This window comes from Yoonia maricola, assembly GCF_002797915.1.
GTDB lineage: Bacteria > Pseudomonadota > Alphaproteobacteria > Rhodobacterales > Rhodobacteraceae > Yoonia > Yoonia maricola.
Genome location: NZ_PGTY01000004.1, coordinates 273189 through 296884 on the forward strand (window position 1 = coordinate 273189; position 23696 = coordinate 296884).

Annotated in this window: 22 protein-coding genes; 6 read left to right on the forward strand and 16 right to left on the reverse strand. The window is 57.3% G+C overall.

The features are described 5' to 3' along the window. Positions 1-104: 104 nt before the first annotated feature. The 3 genes from BC777_RS18195 to BC777_RS18205 all read left to right on the forward strand — a co-directional run bounded on the left by BC777_RS18195 (position 105) and on the right by BC777_RS18205 (position 7074). Positions 105-1874 (forward strand): autotransporter assembly complex protein TamA, encoded by a 1770-nt coding sequence (locus BC777_RS18195; protein ID WP_100369633.1) that lies wholly within the window; start codon positions 105-107, stop codon positions 1872-1874. Continuing rightward, complete coding sequence (locus BC777_RS18200) at positions 1871-6133, forward strand: translocation/assembly module TamB domain-containing protein (protein ID WP_245834476.1); 4263 nt, start codon at positions 1871-1873, stop codon at positions 6131-6133. Before BC777_RS18195 ends, BC777_RS18200 begins: the two co-directional genes overlap by 4 nt. A 110-nt stretch (positions 6134-6243) precedes the next feature. Then, on the forward strand, positions 6244-7074 hold the full coding sequence (locus BC777_RS18205) for an AraC family transcriptional regulator (protein WP_100369703.1): 831 nt from the start codon (positions 6244-6246) through the stop codon (positions 7072-7074). A gap of 79 nt (positions 7075-7153) precedes the next feature. Here BC777_RS18205 and BC777_RS18210 read toward each other — a convergent pair whose 3' ends face one another. Continuing rightward, a complete protein-coding gene (locus BC777_RS18210; protein ID WP_245834477.1) occupies positions 7154-7948 on the reverse strand; it encodes a YHYH protein in 795 nt (264 codons plus the stop codon). 348 nt (positions 7949-8296) lie between these two features. Between BC777_RS18210 and BC777_RS18215 the strand changes: the two genes are divergently transcribed. Next, a complete protein-coding gene (locus BC777_RS18215) occupies positions 8297-8785 on the forward strand; it encodes a hypothetical protein (RefSeq protein ID WP_100369634.1) in 489 nt (162 codons plus the stop codon). Positions 8786-8986: 201 nt separating this feature from the next. Here the strand turns inward: BC777_RS18215 and BC777_RS18220 are convergent, their stop codons facing one another. From BC777_RS18220 to dapB, 8 genes are all read right to left on the reverse strand, one after another. Continuing rightward, positions 8987-9994, reverse strand: coding sequence for an oligopeptide/dipeptide ABC transporter ATP-binding protein (locus BC777_RS18220; RefSeq protein WP_100369635.1), 1008 nt, complete (start codon positions 9992-9994; stop codon positions 8987-8989). Then, a complete protein-coding gene (locus BC777_RS18225) occupies positions 9994-10959 on the reverse strand; it encodes an oligopeptide/dipeptide ABC transporter ATP-binding protein (RefSeq protein WP_100369636.1) in 966 nt (321 codons plus the stop codon). The genes BC777_RS18220 and BC777_RS18225 overlap by 1 nt, the downstream gene beginning before the upstream one ends. Positions 10960-10961: 2 nt before the next feature. Beyond that, positions 10962-11888, reverse strand: coding sequence for an ABC transporter permease subunit (locus tag BC777_RS18230; protein ID WP_100369637.1), 927 nt, complete (start codon positions 11886-11888; stop codon positions 10962-10964). 11 nt (positions 11889-11899) lie between these two features. Beyond that, a complete protein-coding gene (gene oppB / locus BC777_RS18235) occupies positions 11900-12823 on the reverse strand; it encodes an oligopeptide ABC transporter permease OppB (protein WP_100369638.1) in 924 nt (307 codons plus the stop codon). Between the two features lie 71 nt (positions 12824-12894). Beyond that, entirely contained in the window at positions 12895-14520 is a 1626-nt protein-coding gene (locus BC777_RS18240) for a peptide ABC transporter substrate-binding protein (protein ID WP_100369639.1), read from the reverse strand. A 255-nt stretch (positions 14521-14775) separates the two neighbouring features. Further along, complete coding sequence (locus tag BC777_RS18245) at positions 14776-15138, reverse strand: dihydrodipicolinate reductase (RefSeq protein WP_100369640.1); 363 nt, start codon at positions 15136-15138, stop codon at positions 14776-14778. A 112-nt stretch (positions 15139-15250) separates the two neighbouring features. Continuing rightward, positions 15251-15697: a ribose 5-phosphate isomerase B gene (gene rpiB / locus BC777_RS18250; RefSeq protein ID WP_100369641.1), complete on the reverse strand. Its 447-nt coding sequence runs from the start codon at positions 15695-15697 to the stop codon at positions 15251-15253. A gap of 26 nt (positions 15698-15723) precedes the next feature. After that, entirely contained in the window at positions 15724-16533 is an 810-nt protein-coding gene (gene dapB, locus BC777_RS18255; protein ID WP_100369642.1) for a 4-hydroxy-tetrahydrodipicolinate reductase, read from the reverse strand. Positions 16534-16629: 96 nt separating this feature from the next. Between dapB and rbfA the strand changes: the two genes are divergently transcribed. Beyond that, on the forward strand, positions 16630-17025 hold the full coding sequence (gene rbfA / locus BC777_RS18260) for a 30S ribosome-binding factor RbfA (RefSeq protein WP_100369643.1): 396 nt from the start codon (positions 16630-16632) through the stop codon (positions 17023-17025). Then, complete coding sequence (locus BC777_RS18265; RefSeq protein WP_100369644.1) at positions 17025-17741, forward strand: phosphodiester glycosidase family protein; 717 nt, start codon at positions 17025-17027, stop codon at positions 17739-17741. The genes rbfA and BC777_RS18265 overlap by 1 nt, the downstream gene beginning before the upstream one ends. A 124-nt stretch (positions 17742-17865) precedes the next feature. Here BC777_RS18265 and BC777_RS18270 read toward each other — a convergent pair whose 3' ends face one another. The 7 genes from BC777_RS18270 to BC777_RS18300 all read right to left on the reverse strand — a co-directional run bounded on the left by BC777_RS18270 (position 17866) and on the right by BC777_RS18300 (position 23687). Next, positions 17866-18765 carry a metal ABC transporter substrate-binding protein gene (locus BC777_RS18270; RefSeq protein WP_133122593.1) on the reverse strand — a complete coding sequence of 300 codons (900 nt, stop codon included), beginning with the start codon at positions 18763-18765 and terminating at the stop codon, positions 17866-17868. After that, positions 18762-19097 (reverse strand): hypothetical protein, encoded by a 336-nt coding sequence (locus tag BC777_RS18275; protein WP_100369646.1) that lies wholly within the window; start codon positions 19095-19097, stop codon positions 18762-18764. Before BC777_RS18275 ends, BC777_RS18270 begins: the two co-directional genes overlap by 4 nt. Then, positions 19094-19864, reverse strand: a complete 771-nt coding sequence (locus BC777_RS18280; protein ID WP_100369647.1) for a DUF4198 domain-containing protein — start codon at positions 19862-19864, stop codon at positions 19094-19096. The genes BC777_RS18275 and BC777_RS18280 overlap by 4 nt, the downstream gene beginning before the upstream one ends. Positions 19865-19879: 15 nt before the next feature. After that, positions 19880-21049 (reverse strand): ABC transporter permease, encoded by a 1170-nt coding sequence (locus BC777_RS18285; RefSeq protein WP_100369648.1) that lies wholly within the window; start codon positions 21047-21049, stop codon positions 19880-19882. Beyond that, positions 21046-21714: an ABC transporter ATP-binding protein gene (locus BC777_RS18290; RefSeq protein WP_100369649.1), complete on the reverse strand. Its 669-nt coding sequence runs from the start codon at positions 21712-21714 to the stop codon at positions 21046-21048. Before BC777_RS18290 ends, BC777_RS18285 begins: the two co-directional genes overlap by 4 nt. After that, positions 21714-22241, reverse strand: a complete 528-nt coding sequence (locus tag BC777_RS18295; protein WP_133122594.1) for a hypothetical protein — start codon at positions 22239-22241, stop codon at positions 21714-21716. Before BC777_RS18295 ends, BC777_RS18290 begins: the two co-directional genes overlap by 1 nt. Positions 22242-22481: 240 nt before the next feature. Next, on the reverse strand, positions 22482-23687 hold the full coding sequence (locus tag BC777_RS18300) for an acyl-CoA dehydrogenase family protein (protein WP_100369651.1): 1206 nt from the start codon (positions 23685-23687) through the stop codon (positions 22482-22484). Positions 23688-23696 lie beyond the last annotated feature (9 nt).

Below are 23696 nucleotides of genomic sequence, written 5' to 3' on the forward strand. Positions count from 1 at the left end.
CGACGCAGGTTGAGGAAGTGATTAGTAAATTCCGGATGGCTTGGATAAACACTGGGGAACAAAACCGGTTCGCATGCGTTGTCGGTAAAAGGAGGCGCGATTAAATGTTCAAACGCTGGTGCGTTGCACTGCTTATCAGCGCCACACCTGTTGCCGCACAAGACGTGCGTTTGATATCTGATGTGGTGCGTGATGAATTAAGCGATGCATCCTTGCTGCGTGAGCTCGATGATACGGCCGCGCCGCAAGATTATGTTGCTGCGGCGCGCGCAGATTATCGTCGCCTGCTGACAGCGCTTTATGCGGCGGGATATTACGCAGGCGAAATCTCGATCACAGTGGATGGAGTCGAAGCCGCGAATATCGCACCGCTTGCGGCCCCCAACACCATTGGCGAGGTGGTGATCAGGGTTGATCCGGGGCGGCGTTTCACTTTTGGGACAGTCCAGATCGCGCCACTGCCGCCACAAACCATCCTTCCTGAAGATGTGGGGCCACGCCGTACAGCGCGATCTGCGCGGATTCAATCAGCCGTCTCCAGCAGCCTGAGCAGTTGGCGTGATCTGGGGTATGCAAAGGCCCGCGTCGGCAATGAATCCATCATCGCCCGCCACGCGGATGCGAAGCTTGATGTGGATGTGACACTTGATACCGGCCCACGCCTGCGCTTTGGGGATTTGACCATTTCTGGCAACGAAAACGTCAGTGATGCCCGCATCCGACAAATTGCAGGCCTGCCCACAGGCGAGGTTTACAGCCCGTCTGAACTTGAAGCAGCGGAAAGGCGGCTGCGGCGCACCGGCACATTTGCAAGCGTGGCTCTGACCGAAAGTGATACGATCGGTGCGGATGATACGCTGCCGATCAACGCGCAACTGTCAGAGATCAGACCGCGCCGCTTCGGCTTTGGGCTGGAACTGTCATCCATTGAGGGTCTGACAGTGTCGAGTTTTTGGCTGCACCGGAACTTTCTGGGTGGTGCTGAACGGTTTCGCGTCGATGGCGAAGTCTCGGGGATCACGGGTGAAACCGGGGGCGTCGACTATTCGTTGGGTGCGACCTTCACCCGGCCCGCCAGCTTTGGCCCGGATACCGAGTATTACCTGACCGGTGAAATTTCGCGCGAGGATGAGCCAGAGTATCTGCTGGACAAGATCGCCTTGGAAACCGGTTTTTCCCGTATCCTCAGCGATGATCTGACGGTCCGCGCCGGTGTCGGTATTCTTCGCGCGCGCGAAGAAACAGAGCTTGAAACACGCGAATATACGCTGCTGACCCTGCCGATTGAGGCCACATTGGACCGGCGTGATGAACCAACAAATGCCAGCAATGGTTACTACATCGATCTTGATGCGACGCCCTTTATCAGCACGGACGGTGATATCAGTGGCGCGCGCCTTTTTGGCGATGCGCGCGGATATGTGACCGTGGGCGAACAAGAGGCACTGACCTTCGCCGCACGAGTGCAGGTTGGCAGCGTCATGGGGGCTGACATATCACAAGCACCGGCCGACTTTTTGTTTTACTCAGGTGGTGGCGGCACTGTGCGCGGGCAACCGTATCAATCGCTGGGTATCGATACGACCGAAGCGGGTGAGACGGTGACAACGGGGGGGACTTCATTCCTCGGCGCGCAGTTGGAGGCCCGCTATAGCGTGCGCGACAACATCGCCTTGGTGGGCTTTTATGACGTGGGTCAGGTTGGCGCGACGGCCGTACCGGGCGAGGATGCAGAATGGCATGCCGGTGCCGGTTTCGGCCTGCGCTATGATACAGGCATCGGGCCCATCCGCGTTGATCTGGGTACGCAGGCCAGCGGTGATGATGCGGGCGATGATCTGCAAGTCTACATCGGGATCGGACAGGCGTTTTGAAACAGTTTTTGATCATAGGTGCGTTGTGCCTTGCGCCGGTTATGACGACGGCCCAAACGCAAGAGGATGAGGACAGGGGCTATCTGACCGGGTTGATCGAAGACAACCTTTCTGGCGTCAGCCGCGAAGTCACCGTTCAGGGGTTTGAAGGCGCGCTTAGCTCTGAGGCCACGATTGATGTATTGACGGTGGCTGACGCCGAGGGCGTGTGGCTGACCCTTGAAGATATCGTGCTGGATTGGAACCGGGGCGCTTTGCTGCGCGGCGCCATTGATGTTGAGGAATTGAGTGCGGCGCGCATTGTCGTATCGCGCGCGCCCGTGTCCGAAGATACCGGACCATCCGCCGAAGCAACGCCGTTTTCCCTACCGGAACTGCCTGTCAGTGTCGCCCTTGATGTGCTGCGCATCGACCGTGTGGAACTGGGCGAGGCGTTTCTGGGCGAGCCGGTTGTGGTCTCGCTCAACGGTTCTGCGCAATTGGGTGGCGGAGAGGGTACGGCGAATGTGATCGCCGAACGCATCGGCGGCAAAGAGGGCGTGTTTGAAATAAATGGCAGTTTTGTCAATGAAACCCGTGTGCTTGATCTGTTGCTAAACCTCGAAGAAGGCCCCGATGGCATTGCCGCACGTGTCCTTGATCTTCCCGGTGCGCCTGCGGTGCAGCTAGAGGTCGCGGGCAACGCGCCCTTGGATAACTTTGAGGCAACATTGGCCGTCGCGACTGACGGCGAAGACCGGCTTGCAGGGACATTCGGCCTGACCAATAGCGACGGTGAGCAAGAGATCACGCTTGATGTGAACGGCGATGTGTCACCCCTGTTTACACCTGAATACCAAGGGTTCTTTGGCACCGACGCCAGTCTGGCCGCCCGCGTGGTGCAAACCGCCGATGGGCGCATTGATATTCCGCAACTGGCCTTGGATGCAGGCCGGGTATCCCTGAACGGCGCGGTTGAGATTGGCAGCCAAGGCTGGCCCACAATGATTGATCTGACGGGGGGCATCACGCCGCTTGGCAATGAACCGGTGCTTTTGCCGTTGACCGGGCCGCGCACCTTTGTCGATGGGATGGATATCGCCATCACCTATGACGCCGCTCTGTCAGAAGATTGGCAAGCCGATATCAGGGTAGACGGCTTTGACCGCCCCGGCCTTGGAATTGAAGAATTGCGCCTTGCGGGTGGTGGTATCCTGCGATCCGGCGAGGGCGCACAAGAGGGGCTGGTCACGGTTGACCTGCAATACGGGGCCTCTGGCCTTGCATTGACGACGACCGGCGCGTCAGAGGCCTTTGGCAATGACATTGGGGGTGTGTTTGTGGCGTCTCGCAACGAAGGCGCTCCGACCGATATTTCGCGATTTACCCTGCGCGGTGCCGGGCTGGACGCGCTGGCCGAAGCCACGATTGCAGGGCCTGACGCAGGATTTAGAACGCAGGCAAATGTGACAGCAGAGGTTGCAGGCCTTGCACGGTTCGCGACCCTGATTGGTCAGGATATTGGCGGCGGGGCCGAGGTCGCTATGCAGGCCGATGCCACACCGCTTGATGGGTTGTTCAATGTTGTTCTGTCTGGTCAAACCAACGATCTGTCGGTGGGCGTTCCCGAGGCTGACCGCGTGCTGGCCGGGCGCGGTACAATCGCAGCAACGGCAGTGCGCGATAGCGATGGCACACGTCTGGAAAACCTGCGCGTGCAGACTGATGCGGCCAGCGTCCGGGCCAGTGCCGATCTGACAAACGATGGTGCCGTAGCTAGTCTGAACGCCAGCCTGCGCGACGTAGCAAGGGTTCTGCCCGATCTGTCTGGCCCTGCCGCTGTGGCAGGTGACTTGACTCAGCGCACGGATGGGACGATTGAATTTGCGCTCAACGGCACTGGTCCGGCTGTGACCTTTGATACCTCCGGCACGGTGAACGCATCTGATACCGGGCGCACCGTGAACGCGGCTGTATCCGCCGACGTGCGTGACCTCAGCCGCTATGCCGCACTGGCCGGACAGCCCTTATCGGGGGCCGCGAAGCTAGAGGCGAACGGCGTATTACTTGGGGATGGTCAGCGTTTTGTCGTCAATCTCAGCGGTGAAACGCAGGATCTGGTCACAGGGGTGCCCCGGATTGATCCGCTTTTGGCGGGTGACGGCGTTTTCACCGCCGATGTGTCGCGCGTCAGTGCGACGCGCGTGAATGTTGCTGATCTGCTGATGCAGACACCGGCAATGGCGCTGCGGGGTGGTGCAGATGTGTCTCTGGAAGGTGCGAACACCGCCGATCTATCGTTCCGCATCAATGATGCGGCATTGCTTGACCCCAGCCTGAGCGGGCCGATCACACTTGATCTGGACGCCGCCCCGGCAGAGGCGGAGGCGACGGATGTCTCCTTGCGCGTGCAAGGACCGGGGACGGATGTCGCACTCAATGCGCGTGTTGCATCGCCTGCCGATGATCGCGAAGTGACGGGCGATCTGACTGCACAGGTTGAAAGCCTGGCCACCTTTGCCCCGCTGATCGGGCAGACCATTGCGGGCAGCATTGACCTCACCGCTTCGGGCAGTCTCTTGCCGGATCTGAGCCGCTTTGACACGCAGGTCAACCTGCGCAGCGAAAGCCTTAGCATCGGGAACCCGACGCTTGATCCGTTACTTGCAGGCACCGGGCGGGTAAACGCCACGATTGGTCTTGCCGATGAGGTACTGGCCGTGCGCACGCTAGAGGTATCCACGCGTGAAGTCTCGATCGTGGGGGCTTTGAACGGGGCCTCTGGTTTTGGGCAAGGTCGGTTCAACGCCAGTTTGCGCGATGTGGGTGTCCTGACCGACCAGATCAGCGGGCCGATCCGCGCAAATGGGGCGGCATCGCTTGATGAAGACGGAAACTGGGGGATTGACGCCACAGGCACTGGCCCCGGTGGGCTGGCCGCGCAGATTGTGGGGACTGTCAGCCAAGAGGGCAACTTGGCCGTTGATGTGGACGGCAGCGCGCCGCTGGCGCTGGCGAACGCGGCACTTGATCCGCGCAGGCTCAACGGACTGGCAAACTTTGATCTAAGCGTGAATGGTCCGCCCGAATTATCATCGCTGAGTGGTAACGTGACCTTTACAGACGGACGGCTGGCCGCACCCACGTTAGGCGAGGCTTTGACCGATATTGGCGGTCAGATCAGCCTGACGAACGGCAATGCGCAAATCGGCCTCAGCACCCGCGTGGAAAGCGGTGGCCGGATCAGCATCAACGGGCCAGTGGCGCTGACTGGTGAAAATCAGGCTGATATCAGCGTGACCGTGGATGACGTAGTGTTGCAGGATCCAGAGCTTTATTCGTCGCAGATCAGCGGCACGATCAACCTTGATGGACCGTTGCAAGGGGGTGCGCGCATTGCGGGACGGCTGGAATTGGGTGAGACGAATGTGCAGGTGCCGTCCTCTTCGATCAGCGCGCTGGGCGATTTGCCGGATGTGACCCATGTGGGGGAAACGGCAGGGGTGCGACAGACTTTGGTGCGTGCCGGACTTCTGGGGGGCGATAGCGATGATGGTGACAGCAGTGGCAGCAGCGGTGGACGGGCCTTTCCGCTGGATATCGTCATTGATGCACCTTCGCGTATTTTTATTCGCGGGCGCGGCCTGGATGCGGAACTGGGCGGGCGGCTGACCATCGGTGGAACAAGCGACAATGTGATCCCCGTAGGCCGCTTTGAACTGGTGCGCGGGCGGATTGATATTCTGCAACAACGGTTCGAACTGGACGAAGGGATCGCGACCCTTCAGGGGGATTTTGATCCTTTCATCCGGCTGGTTGCCACAACCGAAACTGACACGGGCACGGTGATCAGCATCATCGTTGAAGGTCCTGCAGGCGAGCCAGAGGTGACCTTCACTTCCATCCCTGAACTGCCGCAGGATGAGGTCCTATCGCAATTGATCTTCGGACGTGATCTGGACAGCATCAGCCCCTTGCAGGCGGTGCAACTGGCCTCGGCGATCAGCACATTGGCGGGGCGCGGTGGTGGTACGCTGAATAATCTGCGTGAAAGCATCGGTCTGGATGATTTTGACGTGACGACTGATGACGAAGGCAATGCTGCGGTGCGGGCAGGCGCATACCTATCCGAAAACGTCTATACGGACGTGACTGTCACCAGCGAAGGCGACACCGAGATCAACCTCAACCTCGATATCACCAATGAGATCACAGCCAAAGGCAGCGTGGATCAGGAGGGTGAGACTGGGATCGGTCTGTTCTTTGAACGGGACTACTAGACCTCCCTGACCCATAGACGCCACGCCGATCCAGTTCCGCAATCTTGATCAAGTATCGGTGGGTCAGGTCGGTATGACATGTGCCATGTGAACACCAAGTGGAGACGGCATTGTCACTGATCAATAAACTCATCTGGCAGATGGAACTGCGCCTACACGAACCCGTGCAACTAGAGGTCTTGGCCAACGTCTGCGCCGTCAGCCCCTACCACATGGCGCGCAGCTTTCGGCAGGCGACGGGTCTGTCGCCAATGGCTTATCTGCGGGCGCGGCGCTTGTCTGTCGCAGCCGCAGAACTGGCGGATGGCGACCGGGATATCCTGACCATCGCCTTGGATGCGCAATACAATTCTCACGAGGCGTTCACCCGTGCTTTTGCAAGCTATTTCCGGGTCTTGCCCAATAGCGTGCGCAAGGCGCGGTCTTTGCAAAACCTGAACCTGATGGAGCCCTTGAAAATGCAACAAGAGATGATCGTCGACGTACCCGCACCGGAACTGAAGACGCGTGATGCGTTTCGTGTGATCGGAATGAGCGCACGATGTAGTTTTGGCAACAACGCCCCTATCCCTCCGCTTTGGCAAACGCTGAATGCGCGTGTGGGGGCGTTTGATGAACGTGCCCTCGCCGTGGGCTATGGCGTGTGTTGCGATGCTGATGGGCACGGCAATTTCCGCTATGTTGCGGGGTTTGCGGGTATCGCGAACACAGCAATTCCGAAGGGCATGGATGATGTGATGATCCCTGCCGGCAAATACGCCGTGTTTGTCCATAAAGGACATATCGCCGACTTTCCCAAGACGGTTTATACTGTCTGGAACAAAGCATTGCCAGATGCAGGGCTGACCCCGCGTCAGGCGCCGGAGTTCGAACTCTACGACCACCGGTTTGATGTGACGACAGGGCGTGGCGTTGTCGAACTGTGGATCCCGGTCGCGTAGCAGTGTGCGGCAGACTGCGTGGGCGTATCGATGGGACGTACCACGCAGTCTTTTTCAAACCAGATACTTATCTTATCGTTCAGCCGTCTTCCCTTGGTGGCCGATCGCCGCGTCCGCCGATGAATTCCCTTGGTGGCCGATCGCCGCGTCCGCCGATGAAGTCGGGCGACACCGTTCCTTTGAAACAGCGCGGGAAAAACGGATAGGTATCGGTTGCGAAATAGACATACTGCCCGTTGAGCATTGCGCCGTTGCATTCGTCCAAGTTACCGGATTCCGCAACAAATTCGTAGTCCTGTACATAGGTGCCGTCATGTGGTCCGCCGGGACCGGACTCGCGCTCGCCACCTTTCAGCTGCCATGACGATTGCGCTTGATCGCCCATATAGTGGATTTCAAACCCGTCGGCTGCATAGCCAAAGAGGGTGCTGTCGAGTTCGCCGGTCACTGCAGAAGGAATGCCGTGATAGTGGTACATCCCGTTACCGTCCACATGTGCGTTCTGTGCATCCATGATGAGCCCGCCGATCCCTTCGACGTTCCATCCCGAAGACGGATCGCGCGAGTAGCCACGATCAGAAGATGGGTCATAGTATTCTGCCGTGCCCGGACGCAATGGAATTCCCGTCACCGTAATACCCGAGATACGAACCCTTTGGGTGACGGTGTCGGTCAGTTCTGGCGTGGCGTCCATGCAGAACCTGTGGTCTTGTGCTTCCACCGTGGCCCCTTCTCGCCATGGGCCTGTATCGTGATCGGGCACACCATCAGATGTGATGCAGCGCTGACCCCCTTCCATTGTGATCGTAACATGCGCCTGAACGGCACTAGCGGTCAAAAGCGTGAGAGCGAGCGTCGTTCCCAATGTCTTCATAATATCCTCCGGCTGCTTGGATAAGAGTCTAACGGGCTGTAACGGAACTTCCGTCGCTCTTTGTATCGGATGATCCAAGCGCGCGTTCAGATTCAGGGACGTGGCAAGAAACAAAATGGTCACCGCGTCTATCCAAGAGCTAAAGCAATCATGACGCAATGCGATACACCCGCCAATGTTTCAAAGTGACACCCTTCTCACACTGGCGTCACCAAATCAGCGGCAGTGTTTCAATGAATGCTTCAATTTCGGCCTATGCCGTCACCTGTCAGTGAGGCTACTCCCGCAACCGGCGCGAAACCTGCATGTTAGGCGCAATACGTCGTCACACTTTACGGAGTTTTTCTCATGAAACGCACTCTCTTCACCCTTCTCAGCGCGGGCGCATTGGCTACCGTCGCCTTCGATACATTTGGTCAGGCGCTTAGTCCGCTTTTTGGCTACGCCAAGCTTGCTCCCGTGGGGTTGGCCGGGTCAACGCTACAAACTGTCTTTGGCGCAAATCCCCCTGGGGCGGCCTACCTTCTGCATTCCATGACCGGGCTGGTGTTCTATACGTTAGGCTACTTCCTGATTGCCCGTCCAGTGCAGCGCGCCGTATTGCCCCAGCTACATTGGAGCCTGACAGCCGTGGCATACGGTGTCGTGCTTTGGGTCTTTGCACTTTACATCATGGCGCATTTGGTTGCGGGTATGCCAGCATTCCTTGGGTTTTCGGGCATCACATGGGTCGCACTTTGGGGCCATATCGTCTTTGCGGTAGTCGCCGCCGCAGTGATTGAGATGCGTGGGTTGGTGTTTGATCTGCCCAAACGCCGGCAAGCCGCCATCGCCTGAACGTCGTTTTGATTTCCCGTAAAGGCCGCCGCTCTTACCATGTGAGAGTGGCGGCTTTACTTTTTACCGCCCGCGCAGGCCGCTTGAGTAAAAGTTTCCCATATGCAGGAGTTAAAGATTTCGCGTCATAGTCGGACCGCTTCAAAGCAGCGAAAAGAGTATGTAGCTTGCATTACTAATATCCACGCTAGTTGGCCTTAATCATGTGCCCACTGCCAGCACATGTTCTGCCTGATGGAAAGGACACGCGACCAGATGGTTGCCGCCGATATCCTCTAACACGGGCCGGGCCTGTGCGCAGGATGCCTGCGCCTTGGGGCATCGCGTGCGGAACACGCAGCCCGATGGCGGGGCGAGTGGTGAAGGGAGTTCCCCTTTCAGAATGGGACGTGGACGTGCTTTTTCAAGGATAGGATCGGGGATCGGTACTGACGCGATCAGCGCCTGACTATAGGGGTGCTCTGGCAGCGTGGTTAGCTTATGACTATCCGCTGTTTCCATGACTCGCCCCAGATAAAGCACCAACGTGCGGTCACTGATGTGTTTCACCACGCTCAGGTCATGGGCGATAAAGATCATCGACAGCCCCATATCACGCTGCAATTCCATCAGCAGATTGATGACCTGCGCCTGCACCGACACGTCCAAAGCTGAGACAGGTTCATCACAGATGATCAGTTTGGGGTTCAAGATTAACGCCCGCGCAATCCCGATCCGCTGGCATTGCCCGCCGGAAAATTCATGCGGATAGCGGTTGATCAGGTTGGGCAGCAGGCCGACCCGTTCCATTAGCGCACCGACCCGTTTTTTTACGTCCTTGCGGGGCGTATGTGGTTCATGTGTGATCAGCGGCTCGGCAATGATCTCGCCCACTGTCATGCGTGGGTTCAACGCGGCAAGCGGGTCTTGGAAGATCATCTGCACGTCGCGCCGGTGCACGCGGCGTTCGCTTGTGCTCATATTGGCCAGATCATGCCCTTCGAACATGATGTTCCCGGCAGAAGACGGGATCGTGCCGACGACGGCACGGGCGATGGTGGATTTGCCTGACCCGCTCTCGCCGACAATCCCAAGACATTCACCCGGTTGAATATCAAATGATACATCCGACACCGCATGCAGCTTGCGCGGCGGCGTCCATGGCCATGATCCCGGTCTACGGACGTCGAAAGTGACCGATAGATCGCGAACGGATAAAAGCGGTTTCATCACGCCACCTCGCTGACGGCTAAATGGCACGACCGGCGGCGGCCATCATGCGTTTCAAGGGGTGGTCGTTCCCCGCGACAATTCTCCAGCTGTACAGGGCAGCGCGGGGAAAATGGGCAGCCTTTGGGCAGGTTGGACATATCGGGTGGTTCACCCGCGATGGTCACCAACTCGCCTTCATCTACGTCCAGTCGCGGCACAGCCTTGAGCAATCCGCTGGTATAAGGGTGCGTCGGATTGCCAAAGATACCTTCGGTCGTCCCTTCCTCCATGATCTGACCGCCGTACATGACCAGCGTGCGATCACAGAAACCGGCAACAACACCCAGGTCGTGGGTGATCAAAATAACGGCTGTGCCGAAGTCCTGCCGGATATCGCCTAAAAGCTGCATGATCTGCGCCTGCACCGTCACATCAAGCGCGGTCGTGGGTTCATCGGCAATCAGCAGGCGGGGCTGACAGAGCAGCGACATCGCGATCATGATCCGCTGGCGCATACCGCCGGAAAACTCATGTGGGTACATCGTGACCCGTGCGCGAGCGTCGGGGATGCGCACCGCATCGAGCATACGGACAGCCTCTGTCACCGCCTGGCTTTTGCTGATCCCGTTGTGCAACATCAGAACCTCGGCCATCTGATCACTGACCCGCAGATAGGGGTTCAGCGATGTCATGGGGTCTTGAAAGATCATCGCCATGTCTTTGCTGCGGATCTTGTTGAAATCCTTCTGAGACATCGCCAACAAATCGTTGCCGTCAAAGCGCGCGACGCCAGTGGCGCGCCCGTTCTTAGCCAACAGACCCATCGCGGCAAAGGCGGTCTGGCTTTTGCCCGATCCGCTTTCGCCGACAATCGCCAAGGTCTCGCCCTTGTCGATGTTGAACGTCAGCCCATTCACCGCATGTACGTCGCCGTCGGCTGTGTCAAAGGTGACCATCAGGTCTTCGATTTCCAAAAGGGGCATGGTCAGCGGTCCTTGGGGTCTAGCGCGTCGCGCAAACCATCGCCCACAAAGAAGAAGGCAAAGATGGTGACGACGAAGAAGAAAAGCGGGAAAGAGATTTGCCACATGAACCCGAATTGCATGGTGCGTGATCCTTCGTTGATCAGCGCGCCCAGCGATGTGGCAGGTTCTTGAACGCCGAGACCCAGAAAGCTGATGAAGCTTTCAAAGATGATCATATTTGGGACCAGCAGGGTCGCGTAAACGATTACGATACCCAACAGGTTCGGCACAATATGGCGCAGGATAATCTTGCTTGGGCGCACACCTGTGGCGACCGCGACCTCGACGAATTCCTTGTTCTTGATGGTCAATGTCTGCCCACGCGCGATCCGCGCCATGTCTAGCCATGAAATCAGCCCGATCCCGAGGAAAAGCATAAAGATTGACCGGCCAAAGATCACCAGCATCAGGATCAGGACGAACATGAAGGGGATGGACATCAGCACATCCACGATCCGCATCATGGCCCCATCGACGCGGCCGCCGTAATACCCCGCCGTTGCCCCGTAAAGCGTGCCGACGATCACGGCGACCAAAGCCCCCACAACGCCAACCATGAGCGATATGCCGGTGCCCATCACCGTCCGCGCAAACAGGTCGCGCCCGTTGCTGTCAGTACCAAAGTAATGCCCGGTTTCTATCGATGGCACGCCCAGATAGGCGTTGCTGCCGATCAGGCTGAAGTTCACGAAATCCGGCTCGTATTGTGCGAGCATCCCGCCGAAGAGGGCGAATGCGGCCACCAGACCCAGCATGATGAGGGAAATGACGGCGGCGCGATTGCGGAAGAACCGTATGCGGGCATCGGCCCAAAGGGACCGGCCCTTGACCTCGGCTAGGGCCATCTGGTCGGCGGCACCTTCGACGGCTGCTCTGTTCGGTAACATCGCGCGTCCCCCTAGTAACGGATTTTGGGGTCGATCCATGCGTAGAGGATATCGACCACAAGGTTGAACAGGATTGTCAGGGTGCCCACCAGAATGGTGATCCCCATGATAACGGAATAGTCACGGTTAAAGGCAGAGTTCACAAAGAACTGCCCGATGCCACCGGTGGAAAAGAACACATCAATAATGACCGACCCGGTGATCATGCCCACGAAGGCGGGCCCGAGGTAGGACAGCACCGGCAGGATCGTTGGCTTCATCGCATGCCGCCAGATCACACGGCGCATGGGCAGGCCCTTTGCTATCGCGGTGCGGATGAAATTGGTGTTGAGGACTTCAAGCATCGACGACCGCGTGATCCGCGCGATGGAGGCCATATAGGATGTGGAAAGTGCGATCACCGGCATGATCAGGAACTGCCATTGGCCCCCGTTCCAACCACCGCCCGGCAACCACCCCAGCCAAAGCGTGAAGATCAGCAAGAGGATGGGTGCCATCACAAAGTTCGGCAACACCTGCGCGCCGATCGAGACGCCGACGGCGAAATAGTCGATCCACGAATTCTGCTTGATGGCCGCTGCGACGCCAAGAGACACGCCAACAGTGACGGCGACAACGAAGGACCAAAAACCGTAGGTCAGCGTTACCGGAAAACCCTGCGCGATGACGTCATTCACGCTGCGGTCTTTATATTGAAATGAAGGACCAAAATCGAATTGGGTCACGACGCTGACAACATAGTTGACGATCTGGCGCCAGAACGGCTGATCCAACCCGTATTTCGCTTCGATATTCGCCAATACTTCGGGCGGCAAGGGACGTTCGGAATTGAACGGGCCGCCGGGGGCTGCGTACATCAGGATGAACGACAGCACGACCAATATCAAAAGGGTCGGTATGGCGACGGCAAGGCGACGGATAACAAAGCTCAGCATTTGTCAGGTGTCCTTACAGAATGGGAAAACCGCGCCCTCGCTTTAAGGGCGCGGCCTATCATGTCACGTGATTACTCAGCGACCTTGTACAGATCTTTTGAGTACCATTGCTGTTCGAAGTTCTCATAGGGCCAACCCTCAAGGTTTTCTGCAAACATGTCGTCGGCCGCATAGTGATAGATTGGGATGATCGGCGTATCTTGGGCGATGAACTCTTCGACCCGGTCATAGTTGGCCTGTGGGTTGTCAGATGTCCGGGCCTCAGCCAATAGCGCGTCAACTTCGGGGTTGTTGTATTTGCTGTCGTTGTAACCTGACTGTGACTGCATCAAGTCAAGGAAGGTTGACGCTTCATTATAGTCTGCACACCAACCACCGCGGGCGACATCAAAGTCGCCGTTCTGGCGCGCGTCTAGGAATGTTTGCCATTCCTGATTTGATAGTAAGGTATCCACACCCAGCGTTTGCTTCCACATCTGGCTTATCGCAATTGCCACGGCGCGGTGGCCGTCATCGGTGTTATAGACCAAATCAATGCTGAGCGGGTTATCAGGGCCGTAACCCGCCCCGGCCAGCAGCTCCTGTGCCATTGCATTGCGTTCCTCTTGGGTCATAGACGCCATGGGAATATCGGGCGTTTCAAATCCGGCCACGGCCCAATGCGTGAACGTATATGCCGCTTTCTGACCGGCAGCGAGGACGTTTTCCACAATGATATCGCGATCAACAGCAAGGCTGAGTGCTTTGCGAACATCGGGATTTTGCAGCTCTTCCGGTGCGCCATCACGCAGGTTGAACATGTAGTAGTAAGAACATGCCTCTGGTACCGAAACAGCTTGATCAGGGAATTCCGCTGATAGGCGCGGGAACTGTCCCGCAGGCACATCCGTGCGGTCCAATTCGCCAGCCAGATAGCGGGTCAAGGCGACGTTTTCATCGGTGATAACCAGCTTGGTCACCGTTTCTATGATCGTATTTTCGTTGTCCCAGTACAGTGGGTTCCGGGTGCGCACCAGCCGCTCTTGCGGGACAAATTCGGTCAGCACATATGCACCGTTGGACACCATATTTGCAGGCAAAACCCAGTTGCTGCCATGTTCTTCGACCGTTGCCTGATGCACCGGGAACGTGGTGCCATGCGTCAGCATTTGGGGGAAATACGGCAATGGTTGTGACAGACGCACCTCAAGCGTGAGGTCATCAATGGCGGTCACGCCAAGTTCGGACGGCTCCATGTCACCTGCGATGACAGCGCCGCTGTTCTCAATCGACATCAGGTCGATGTACCAGCTGTACGGGGATGCCAGTTCAGGCGATGCAGCGCGCTGCCAAGCATAGACAAAATCGCCAGCCGTGACCGGATCACCGTTCGACCATTTCGCATTTTCGCGCAGGTTGAAGGTATAGATCAGGCCATCATCGCTCACATCATGGCTAAGTGCGACACCGGGCACAAGATTACCTGTGGCATCCTGATTATAAAGCCCCTCAAAAAGATCGCGCACGACATCTGCGCCATCCGTGTCCTCAACCAGACCCGGATCAATCGATGGGCTTTCGTCACCGACACGATAGGTAAAAGACTGATCCGCGGCGAGCGTTTCGCCGGTCACAGGATGTGTGTTGGCCGACAGCATACCGCTGGTCGCGATCAGCACGACCGAGGTGGTGATGAGCAGTCTGGATCTGAATGTCATGTAATATCTCCCTGTTGTTGTATCTGATGACGATACAATCATTGGCTAAAGGACGCATTTTGCGTTGATGAGATATCTTTTGACGTGAAAGTCAGATTGGCAAGGCCAATCGCACGCTGACCCCACGACAGTTCATTGCTTGTCCAAAACCTAGGCCAAACACACTAGAAATTACGTATTATGATCGGCGAAATGACGCTTTGTTGCGCTTCAGGTCCAGGCCAAAACCGAGAATATGTCTATCGTCGACAGTGTTTACTGCAACCGGAACGAAGCTGAGTCGCCCGCCCCCTGATCAACCGTGAAGCGTAACCTGTCGTCGCCACGTGCTTCGACAAGTTGGCAATTATAGGGGATTGGATCACCACCCCAGCTCAGTTCGCGGCAGAAGTACCCATCCTGCCAGCTCCAGTTGCCGTCGATGTCCCACCCGACGGCAGAGCCGTCAATGCCGCCATCAGCAAAGACCTCAAGCCGGACACCATAAAGGAAATTGCGCAGTTCTTTCCCTTCAATCAGCGACAGAAACGTCGCCTGATCTTTCACGGGAACATAGCTTTCAGCCGCTGCTGGTGCGGCAGCAGTCGCAAAGATCAAAGACAGGATCACGTGTTTCATCTGGGCCTCCGTTTTCAGCAGGATACCCTTCTTACGCGGTGATACAGGCTTTGGTTCACTTAGGACGCATATGGCCCAGACCCATTGGCGCTTTTTTGCTAGGGGCCTGCCCCTAGCCTTCCAGTGCCTTGATCATCTCGACCCGCGGTGCATGCCGTCCGCCGCCAAACGCGGTGTCAAGAAAGGCATCCACAAGCTCAATCGCCTTGGCACTGTCGATGACGCGTGCGCCCATCGCCAGCATGTTGGCGTCGTTATGTTCGCGGATCATCTGCGCCGAAAACACATCAGAGCAGACACCACAGCGGATACCCTTGACCTTGTTGGCTGCCATCATGATCCCCTGACCGGTGCCGCAAAGGATGATCCCGAAAGTGCAATCGCCCGAAGCAACGCGCCGTGCGGCTGCATCACCCTGTATCGGGTAATCTGCGCTTTCACCGGCCTTGGGGCCGATATCGACGGCCTCCCACCCTTTCGCCGTGACGTGATCGACAATCTGCTGACGCAGCTCAATCGCGGCGTGGTCGCTGGACAGGACGATGCGTTTGTTGGTCATATTCTTTGTCCTTGTGTTGTCTGGGATCAAAGGCCCAAAACATCCATCATGTCGTATTCACCGGGGCTTTTGTCCTGCCCCCAAAGGGCGGCTTTCAGCGCACCACGGGCAAAGATCGCCCGGTCCGTCGCAAGATGGCGGAGCACGATCCGCTCGCCCGCTGCAGCGAATAGCACGTCATGTTCGCCCACGATATCGCCACCACGAATGGCGCTGAAACCGATATCACCCCGTTTGCGCGCGCCTGTGATCCCGTTACGCCCGCTGTCGCTAACGTCCGCCAGAGCAACACCGCGCCCTTCGGCCGCAGCCTCGCCCAGCATCAAAGCTGTGCCTGAGGGGGCATCGACCTTTTGATTATGATGCGCTTCGATCACTTCGATATCAAAATCATCGTCAAGGGCGGCGGCCACCTTCTTGGTCAGTTGCACCAGCAGGTTCACACCTAATGACATATTGCCTGCCCGCACGATCACGGCATGGCGTGATGCGGCGTTAATCGCTTTCAGATCAGCGTCAGACAGTCCGGTCGTGCCGATCACATGCACAGCGCGCGCTTGCGCGGCAAGGCCTGCAAATCCGACCGTTGCGGCAGGTGAGGTAAAGTCGATGACCGCCTGTGCCCTGGCGAATACCTCAACCGCGTCGCCCGTCACATCTACACCAGCGGGCTGGCCTCCCATCATGTTGCCCACATCTTGGCCAATCCAGTCATGGCCAGACCGTTCCAACACGCCGACCAGACGGCATTTATCGGACGCCAATACTGATTTGATCAGCATCTGCCCCATCCGCCCCGAACCGCCGGTGATCACGATGCCTGGTGTCTCTGTCATGTCATTTCCCTTTGTCTTGCCCCCCGTTTAGCGCCGGATCGCCGCTGACGCAAAGCCTTGCTTGGCATCGCGCGCCATAGCGCTTAAATGACCCATATGGCAAAGCAATCAAACCGAGACGGCAAGGCCCCCACCCAGCGCATGCTGCGCGTGGGCGAGGTGATCCGCCGGACCCTGTCCGAAGTCCTGCAACGTGGCGACGTGCATGATGATGAACTGGCACGCATGTCCATCACTGTGGGCGAAGTGCGTATGACGTCTGATTTGCGCATCGCGACAGCCTTTGTGCTGCCACTGGGTGGGCAGGGCAAGGAAGAGGCGTTAGAGGCGCTGCGCCGCAATAAGCACGAAATCCGGCATCTGGTGGTGAAAGGTGGGACGATGAAGTTCGCGCCTGAACTGCGGTTCGAAATTGACGGGACGTTTGATCAGATCGACGCGACACGCGCGCTTTTGGCGGAGGATCATGTGCGTCAGGATCTGGACGACTGATGCGCTGGCGTCTGGTCGCGCTGCTGTTTTGGGCTGTGCCTGCAGCGGCGGTGACCTGCGAGGATGTGGATTATCTGGGTCGCAGCTATACCGCCTGCACAGTTGATGCGACGTCTGAGAACCTGCGCCTGTTTTACCAAGATGCCGACGGCGCGGTAATCGGCGGCTTTACAAGGCTGGCAAGCCAGCCGGGGGTGAACCGGCTGGCCTTTGCGATGAATGCGGGGATGTATCACGACGATCGTTCGCCCGTGGGGCATTACATTGAAGACGGGACCGAGGTGATGCGCGTGATCACCAATGCCGGGCCGGGGAATTTCGGGCTGCTGCCAAACGGGGTGTTCTGCATCAATGATGGATCAGCGCAGGTATATGAGACATTGGACTATGTGGCGCGCGCGCCTGCCTGCCGCGATGCGACACAATCAGGCCCGATGCTGGTGATTGATGGGGCGTTACACCCCCGTTTCCTGATCGACAGCACCTCGCGGTTTATCCGCAACGGGGTGGGGACCAGTGCCGATGGCACTACGGCGGTTTTCGTGATTTCCAACGGCGGCGTGACCTTTCATGAATTCGGTAGTTTTTTCCGGGATTATCTTGATCTGCCCAGCGCACTTTATTTTGACGGCAAAGTCTCGCGCTTGCATGCCCATGATCAAGGGCGGAGCGATTTTGGCTTTCAACTGGGGCCGATGGTAGCTGTGATAGAATGAGCCGTCGTCCGTCGAAACGTCGACGCAGCAGGTCAGGCAGGCGGAAAGTGGGTCTTTACGCGTCGTGCATACTTTGACAAATCTTTTTGGCGGAAGAGCCAGATGGCAAAAAGAGTTGCCTTGGCTACGGGACACCCGCCTCCGCCATCTCAGAAAGCGCATCCGTGAAGGATTCAAAATAGCTGTGCCCTTCAACCCCATGCGCAAGCGGTGCAAATACCACGTTTTTCAGGCCAAGAGCGGCGGTGATCTCGAATGCTGCATCAGGCGGATCGGCTTCCCATAGCAGAATGCGGGCGCCTGTTTCGTCTACAAGTGCTTGAAGATCAGCAATCTCGGCGTCTGTTGGCATGGCGCCAGCTTCCCACTCAAGTGATGCGATCGTTAGGTCATAGCGTCTGGCCAGATATTGATACCGTGGATGCGTCGCGATGATGTCAGTGCCTTCCAGCGCGCCTAATGCGGTCGCTGCCTGTGTGTCCAAAGCCTGAAAATCCTCCCGCAGTATCTCTAACCGGGCATCGACCTGATCTTGTGACGCAAGACCACGCGAGACTATTGCCGCCGCGATTGCATCTGCCTGAGAGGTTGCCAAGGTCGGGTCCAGCCAAGTGTATGAGGCAAGCGCTTCATGAGAATGTTCACCACCATCGCCATGGCTGTGTGTCATACTTTCAGTGACAATGAACTGTTCTTCGATCGCATCGGACGTGTTGACCAGTTTGGACCGCGGCAAGGACACACGATCAACCCAAGCGGCAAAACCGGCACCGTTCAACAAGATCAGGTCAGCTGACTGTATCATGCTGACATCAGAGATGGATGGGCGCCAGAACGAGGGGTCGACGTCCGCTGGCACCGGGAATACGACCTCTGCCGCGTCACCCAGCAGACGTTCGGCAAAGTATTGTAGCGGATAGTTCACAGCAACGACGCGGGGGCGGTCCTGCGCCATAGCGACACCGGCCACAAACAGGATTAACCCAGCGGCAAACAGTGTTCGAAAGGTGCGCAGTATAGTCAACTCTGACAACTCCGCGTGATATCATCGGGTGTCACGATCCAATAATTGTCGTGGCTGCCGGTATCGACCTCGATCACCAGCCCTTCGGAATGGTCTACGCTGTCAAGTGGTACGGTTACGGTGCCGTCTGTATTGATCGGTAGGGTCGTCAACACGTTATTCTGGCCATCCAGCACCCGCACATCCGCCTGCTGGACGGCATTGCCATTGGAAAACTTCGCCTCGACTGTCACTGCCTCGCAATCGACCGATGCGAAGACGATCAACTGGTGTGCCGACGCCCCTATTGGGGCGACAGCAATAAGGCCAGCCAAGGCGATTTTCCGGATCACTGTCCGGTCCACTCTTCGAAGTGAACCCAGATGACGGCACCCAACTCAACGGCCTTGTCTGCGCCATCTTGCGGCAGGGTGTAATCAGCAGTGTTCAGTGCAGCAAAGCCCCACCAACCGTCCGAGGGCGGTGCGTAGGTAAAGACACCATCGGCATCTGCCTTCACGGTCTGAGTGATCATCAGATCATCTGGCGCCGTCGCTCCCGCGCCATCATTAAAGAACTCAACCTCAACCTCGGCATAGGGCACCGGCTCACCGTCCATCTTCACAATACCTTGGAACACATTGTGCTCCCACAGGCCAAAGGGCTTGGACAGCGGGACAATCTCGGTCTTCAGACCCAGTTCGGTGTCCCAACCTTCATCGTCACCATAAGCGGTCACATAGGTTTTGGTGTAGTGGATGATAAAGGCGTCCTCTGCCGGTTCCCAATAGGGTTGCGGCTCCATCGCGAAGATATAGGTGCCGGGGCGGTCCAAAGGGTAATCAAGGGTATAGCCCTGATCATCCATTACGGTGGCGTCTTGCAGATCACCCAAAAGATCTGTCGTAGTGCCTTCATGCGTGACAGAGAAAGCGACGGGCGTGTCCAGCATCATCCCGTCCATTTCAAACGGGTGCGAGAACGACATGGTCAGCGCGACGCTGCGTCCGTCTTCCTGGCTGATCATCGGATCGTTTGGAATAATCATCCCGTAATGTGCCAGTGCTGGTGTTGCAGCAATAAGACCGGCCAGAGATGCAGTAACAAAATGACGTTTCATAAGACCTCCTGTTGATTATGAACCAAGGGCAAGCAGCCAGCTTACCCAAGCATCGGCATTGCGCGAGACGATGGCGGCACCAAGCCCCGCGATGATTCCTGACAAAGATAGTAATGTAATTGTCTCGGCCGACAACAGGCGCAGGACCATACCGCGCCGCGCGCCCAACTTGACCGCCGTGGCAATTTCACGCGCCCGCAACCGGTAGCTGAGAAAGATCGCCAACCCGATCGCCGCCAGCGCTGCAACAGCGATGATTGTCGTAACAACATCCAAGAGCGACCTGATCCGAAAGATGCGGTCAACCAGCCCTTGGATCACACCAGCCGGTTCGATGAGTTGGGTCGGGTTTTCGCTGTCAAGATACCGTCCCTTGAGGATGGTGCCAGACCGCGTGTCATTCGGCACCACGATCACCGCAGAGGCGGGAAAGTCATCTTGGTTTCCGTGAAAATGAAAGCTCTCGATATTCTCGTCTGTGATCCGCTGGTATTGTACAACAGCCGCATTGGCGACGGCTTCACTGCCTGCGGCGACCTCTGCGGCTGTCACAACATCCTCGTGCCCGTGACCGATCCCCTGAATGACCCAGGCCGTTTTGATATCAACAAAGATCGCCTGGTCATCGGGCGAATTGCTTGGCGCAAGGATGCCGACGATGGGCATTTCCAAAGGATAGACACCATCAAGGTCGAATAGGTTTTCAGGCGATGAGACCAATGTGTCACCAACGCCCTTGCCGAGTGTTTCAGCGACGTCAGCGCCAATGACCGCATCGCCAAGCATTGACAGGCCGCGCCCTTCGGAAGCGGTCAGGTCACGGAAATCGAAATAGTCCAATGTGGTGCCAACGATCCGAAACCCGCTGGATGAAAAGGCCGTATGAACCGGGATTGGTATGCCCAAGCCGCTGTCCCAGATCGTTTCGACCTCGTGCATTGGCACCGGATCGGGCCGTTCATCGGAAAAATAAAGGGCGGCCATGGTCAGATCCAGCTGCGACCCACGGCTGCCCAGCAAGAGCGGTGTCGCATCACCACGGGCCACAAGCGCGCGTTCGCTGGTTGATAGCAATATCTGTGTTGCGACCGGGACAAACAGGATCAGAGCTGCCACCAATGTCAGAACAAGGCTACGCGCCCAGTGATAGCGCAGATAGGCGAAGGCGAGGTAGAGAGCGTTCATGCGTCGGCCTCTTCGCGGAACTGTGCAAAATCCAGCACGCGTCCAAACCGTGGTAGCAATTCATGGTCATGTGTCACCGCCAGAACGGCGGCGCCAGCTTCTGTCGCCTGTTCAAACAGCAAATCGAGTATGCGTGATTTACTGTCTGGATCGAGGTTGCCTGTGGCCTCGTCCGACAGGATCAACTTTGGTTGCGTCACAAGCGCCCGGCAGATTGCAACACGCTGCTGTTCCCCTTGGCTTAGCGCCGCAGGATGCCGGTCCAGTTTGTCGCCAATCCCGCATGACCGGGCCAGTGCTTCGGCCCGTTCCCTGGCCTCTGCATCCAAAACCAATGCGGGTGTGATCCGGTAGGGATAGAGAATGTTCTGCCGCGCCGACAGATAGTCGAGCAGTGCGAAATCCTGAAAGACAAAGCCAATGGTACTGGCGCGGAAACGGCGGCGCGCCGCATCTGACAGGGCAGCAACATCGGTGCCAGCGACATCTATGCGCCCGGCCTCCGGTGTCAGAATGCCGGCGATCAGGTTCAGTAACGTGGTCTTGCCGCTCCCGCTGGGGCCGACAATGGCGACACGTTCGTCGTCTTGCAGGGTGAATTCAGGCACACGCAACTGAAAGCTTGTCGCGCTATACCGAAAGGTGAGGTTTTCGACTGTGATCATCAGTTTGTCTGCGGTGCAAGAAAGGTTTCGCCCGCTGTATCCCGGTTAACGTCCAGCAGTTCAAAGTCGGTGATGCGCCAAGCCCCCTCAACCGGCGAAACCGAAAGATCAGCGCTGTATGTGTTGCCGCGTACGTGAAGGTGTTCGGCATGTCCGACCGTGCCGATAACCTGCCATGATGCGTCGATCGCAAGCGTTCCACCGTCGCGCGATACACGGGTATTCAACAGCTTGATTTCGTGGATGGTCTGGTCCGCCTCCTCAAGCCCGCCACCAGCCATCGCGCCAACCCGTTCCAGATAGAGGTATTCCAATGCGTCCCCATAGGTGACGCTGGCCAGAGTGTCGTAAATTCGGTCTTCTTCGGTTTCCCCGAATGCCTCGTACACAACCAAAAGCAGCGCAGGGGTCAAACGCCAGAATTCGGTGCGGGCTTCTTCGATGGTCATGGGGTCAAGGCCGGGTGCGTTAAATTTTTCGGTCTCTGACACCGCATTCTGCATAGGCAAAATGAGCAGCGCAGCCATGCCAACGGTGCCGATAAGGGCAAGACCAGCAAAAGAATATTTTAAGTTCATCGACGAAGGGTGTCCGGATCAAAGCGCACTGTTCGCCTCAACCTGTTACACGCGCGCGCGGACTTCAAGTGCGCAAGAAGGCCATTGCCGCGCAATATATGCCGGCCTGCGGGCATCAGGATGTCTGAGTGGACGAAACAGCCCCTCAGTGTCGCTTGGGTGACGCGCGTAACCAGCCAAGCAACTGACTTACTCAGCCGCTACAGCAGCGGTGTCTTGATCGGCTTCGCCAAATCCTTTGGGGACAGGCAGGTCAGGCAAACCCGCTGCACGTTTTTGTAAGGCACGCCCAATGACCACGCGGCTGATTTCCGTTGTGCCGTCGACGATCCGCAGCATTTGTGCAAGGCGTGACAAACGGTCAAGGCCATAAGGCTGCAACAACCCCATGCCGCCCAGCACCTGCGTGCAGGTATTGGCGGCTTTCACGGCCGCATCTGGGACAAAGCGCTTTGCATGTGCCGCCATCAACGGACCCTCTGGCGTCCCAAGCGCCTCTGCTGCCTTGCGATAGAGCAGTTTGGATGCCTCAAGATCGGTGGCCACCTCGCCCAGCATCCATTGGATGCCGTCCAGATCAAGGTTCTTGCCGCCAAACATCTTGCGGTTTTTGGAATAGGACAATGCGGTATCAAGTGCTGCCTGCATCAACCCGCAACAGCCTGACGCGATGGAAACGCGCGCGATGTCGATGGCCATCAAAGACCCTTGAAGCCCCTGACCAATAGGCAGGATGATGTTGTCCTCACTCACCACCACCTTATCCAGATACATCTCGGACATAGGTAGAAAGTTGTATGACGGTGTGTCGTAAAGCGGCCCAAAGCTGATCCCCGGCGCATCTGCGGGAATGGCGATCATCGCCATATCCTTGTGGCCTGGCGCGTCGCTGGTTTTGACAACGGTAAAATAAACGTCGGCTTCAGTCGCAAGGCTTACCCACGCTTTTGATCCGCTGATGGTCCAAGTACCATCACCATTGATTGTGGCGCGGGTGTACATCTTGATCGGGTCAGAGCCTGATTGCGGCTCTGTCAGTGCAAAGTTCGCGAGCTTGCGGCCCGACGTTAGATCACGCGCCCATGTTTCTTTGAAGGCTTCGGTGCCGTATCCGCACCCCGCAAAGGTGCAGATGTTGTGCATGGACAGCGCGAAGGCATAAGCGCCATCCGCAAAACCCAATTGCTCATACACCTGAATGCCATCCGCCAGCGAAAACCCCTGACCACCCCATTCTTCGGGGGCATAAAGACCTGTCAGGCCTGCAACGCCTGCCTTGTCAGACGCATCACGCGGCCATGCCTTTGCTGCATTCCAAGCATCGACATTTGGGGCAACGATCTGTGTTGCATGATCCTGAGCCGCGGTGAGGATGATGTTCAACTTGTCTGACATATGATTGAT

Excerpts from the sequence above, each read along its gene's own strand:
- oppB (WP_100369638.1), bottom strand. The coding sequence starts at position 12,823 with ATGCTGAGCTTTGTTATCCGTCGCCTTGCCGTCGCCATACCGACCCTT.
- BC777_RS18195 (WP_100369633.1), top strand. The coding sequence starts at position 105 with ATGTTCAAACGCTGGTGCGTTGCACTGCTTATCAGCGCCACACCTGTT.
- BC777_RS18240 (WP_100369639.1), bottom strand. The coding sequence starts at position 14,520 with ATGACATTCAGATCCAGACTGCTCATCACCACCTCGGTCGTGCTGATC.
- BC777_RS18265 (WP_100369644.1), top strand. The coding sequence starts at position 17,025 with ATGCGCTGGCGTCTGGTCGCGCTGCTGTTTTGGGCTGTGCCTGCAGCG.
- BC777_RS18215 (WP_100369634.1), top strand. The coding sequence starts at position 8,297 with ATGAAACGCACTCTCTTCACCCTTCTCAGCGCGGGCGCATTGGCTACC.
- BC777_RS18285 (WP_100369648.1), bottom strand. The coding sequence starts at position 21,049 with ATGAACGCTCTCTACCTCGCCTTCGCCTATCTGCGCTATCACTGGGCG.
- BC777_RS18280 (WP_100369647.1), bottom strand. The coding sequence starts at position 19,864 with ATGAAACGTCATTTTGTTACTGCATCTCTGGCCGGTCTTATTGCTGCA.
- dapB (WP_100369642.1), bottom strand. The coding sequence starts at position 16,533 with ATGACAGAGACACCAGGCATCGTGATCACCGGCGGTTCGGGGCGGATG.
- BC777_RS18230 (WP_100369637.1), bottom strand. The coding sequence starts at position 11,888 with ATGTTACCGAACAGAGCAGCCGTCGAAGGTGCCGCCGACCAGATGGCC.
- rpiB (WP_100369641.1), bottom strand. The coding sequence starts at position 15,697 with ATGACCAACAAACGCATCGTCCTGTCCAGCGACCACGCCGCGATTGAG.
- rbfA (WP_100369643.1), top strand. The coding sequence starts at position 16,630 with ATGGCAAAGCAATCAAACCGAGACGGCAAGGCCCCCACCCAGCGCATG.
- BC777_RS18290 (WP_100369649.1), bottom strand. The coding sequence starts at position 21,714 with ATGATCACAGTCGAAAACCTCACCTTTCGGTATAGCGCGACAAGCTTT.
- BC777_RS18225 (WP_100369636.1), bottom strand. The coding sequence starts at position 10,959 with ATGCCCCTTTTGGAAATCGAAGACCTGATGGTCACCTTTGACACAGCC.
- BC777_RS18300 (WP_100369651.1), bottom strand. The coding sequence starts at position 23,687 with ATGTCAGACAAGTTGAACATCATCCTCACCGCGGCTCAGGATCATGCA.
- BC777_RS18245 (WP_100369640.1), bottom strand. The coding sequence starts at position 15,138 with ATGAAACACGTGATCCTGTCTTTGATCTTTGCGACTGCTGCCGCACCA.
- BC777_RS18220 (WP_100369635.1), bottom strand. The coding sequence starts at position 9,994 with ATGAAACCGCTTTTATCCGTTCGCGATCTATCGGTCACTTTCGACGTC.
- BC777_RS18210 (WP_245834477.1), bottom strand. The coding sequence starts at position 7,948 with ATGAAGACATTGGGAACGACGCTCGCTCTCACGCTTTTGACCGCTAGT.
- BC777_RS18295 (WP_133122594.1), bottom strand. The coding sequence starts at position 22,241 with ATGGCTGCGCTGCTCATTTTGCCTATGCAGAATGCGGTGTCAGAGACC.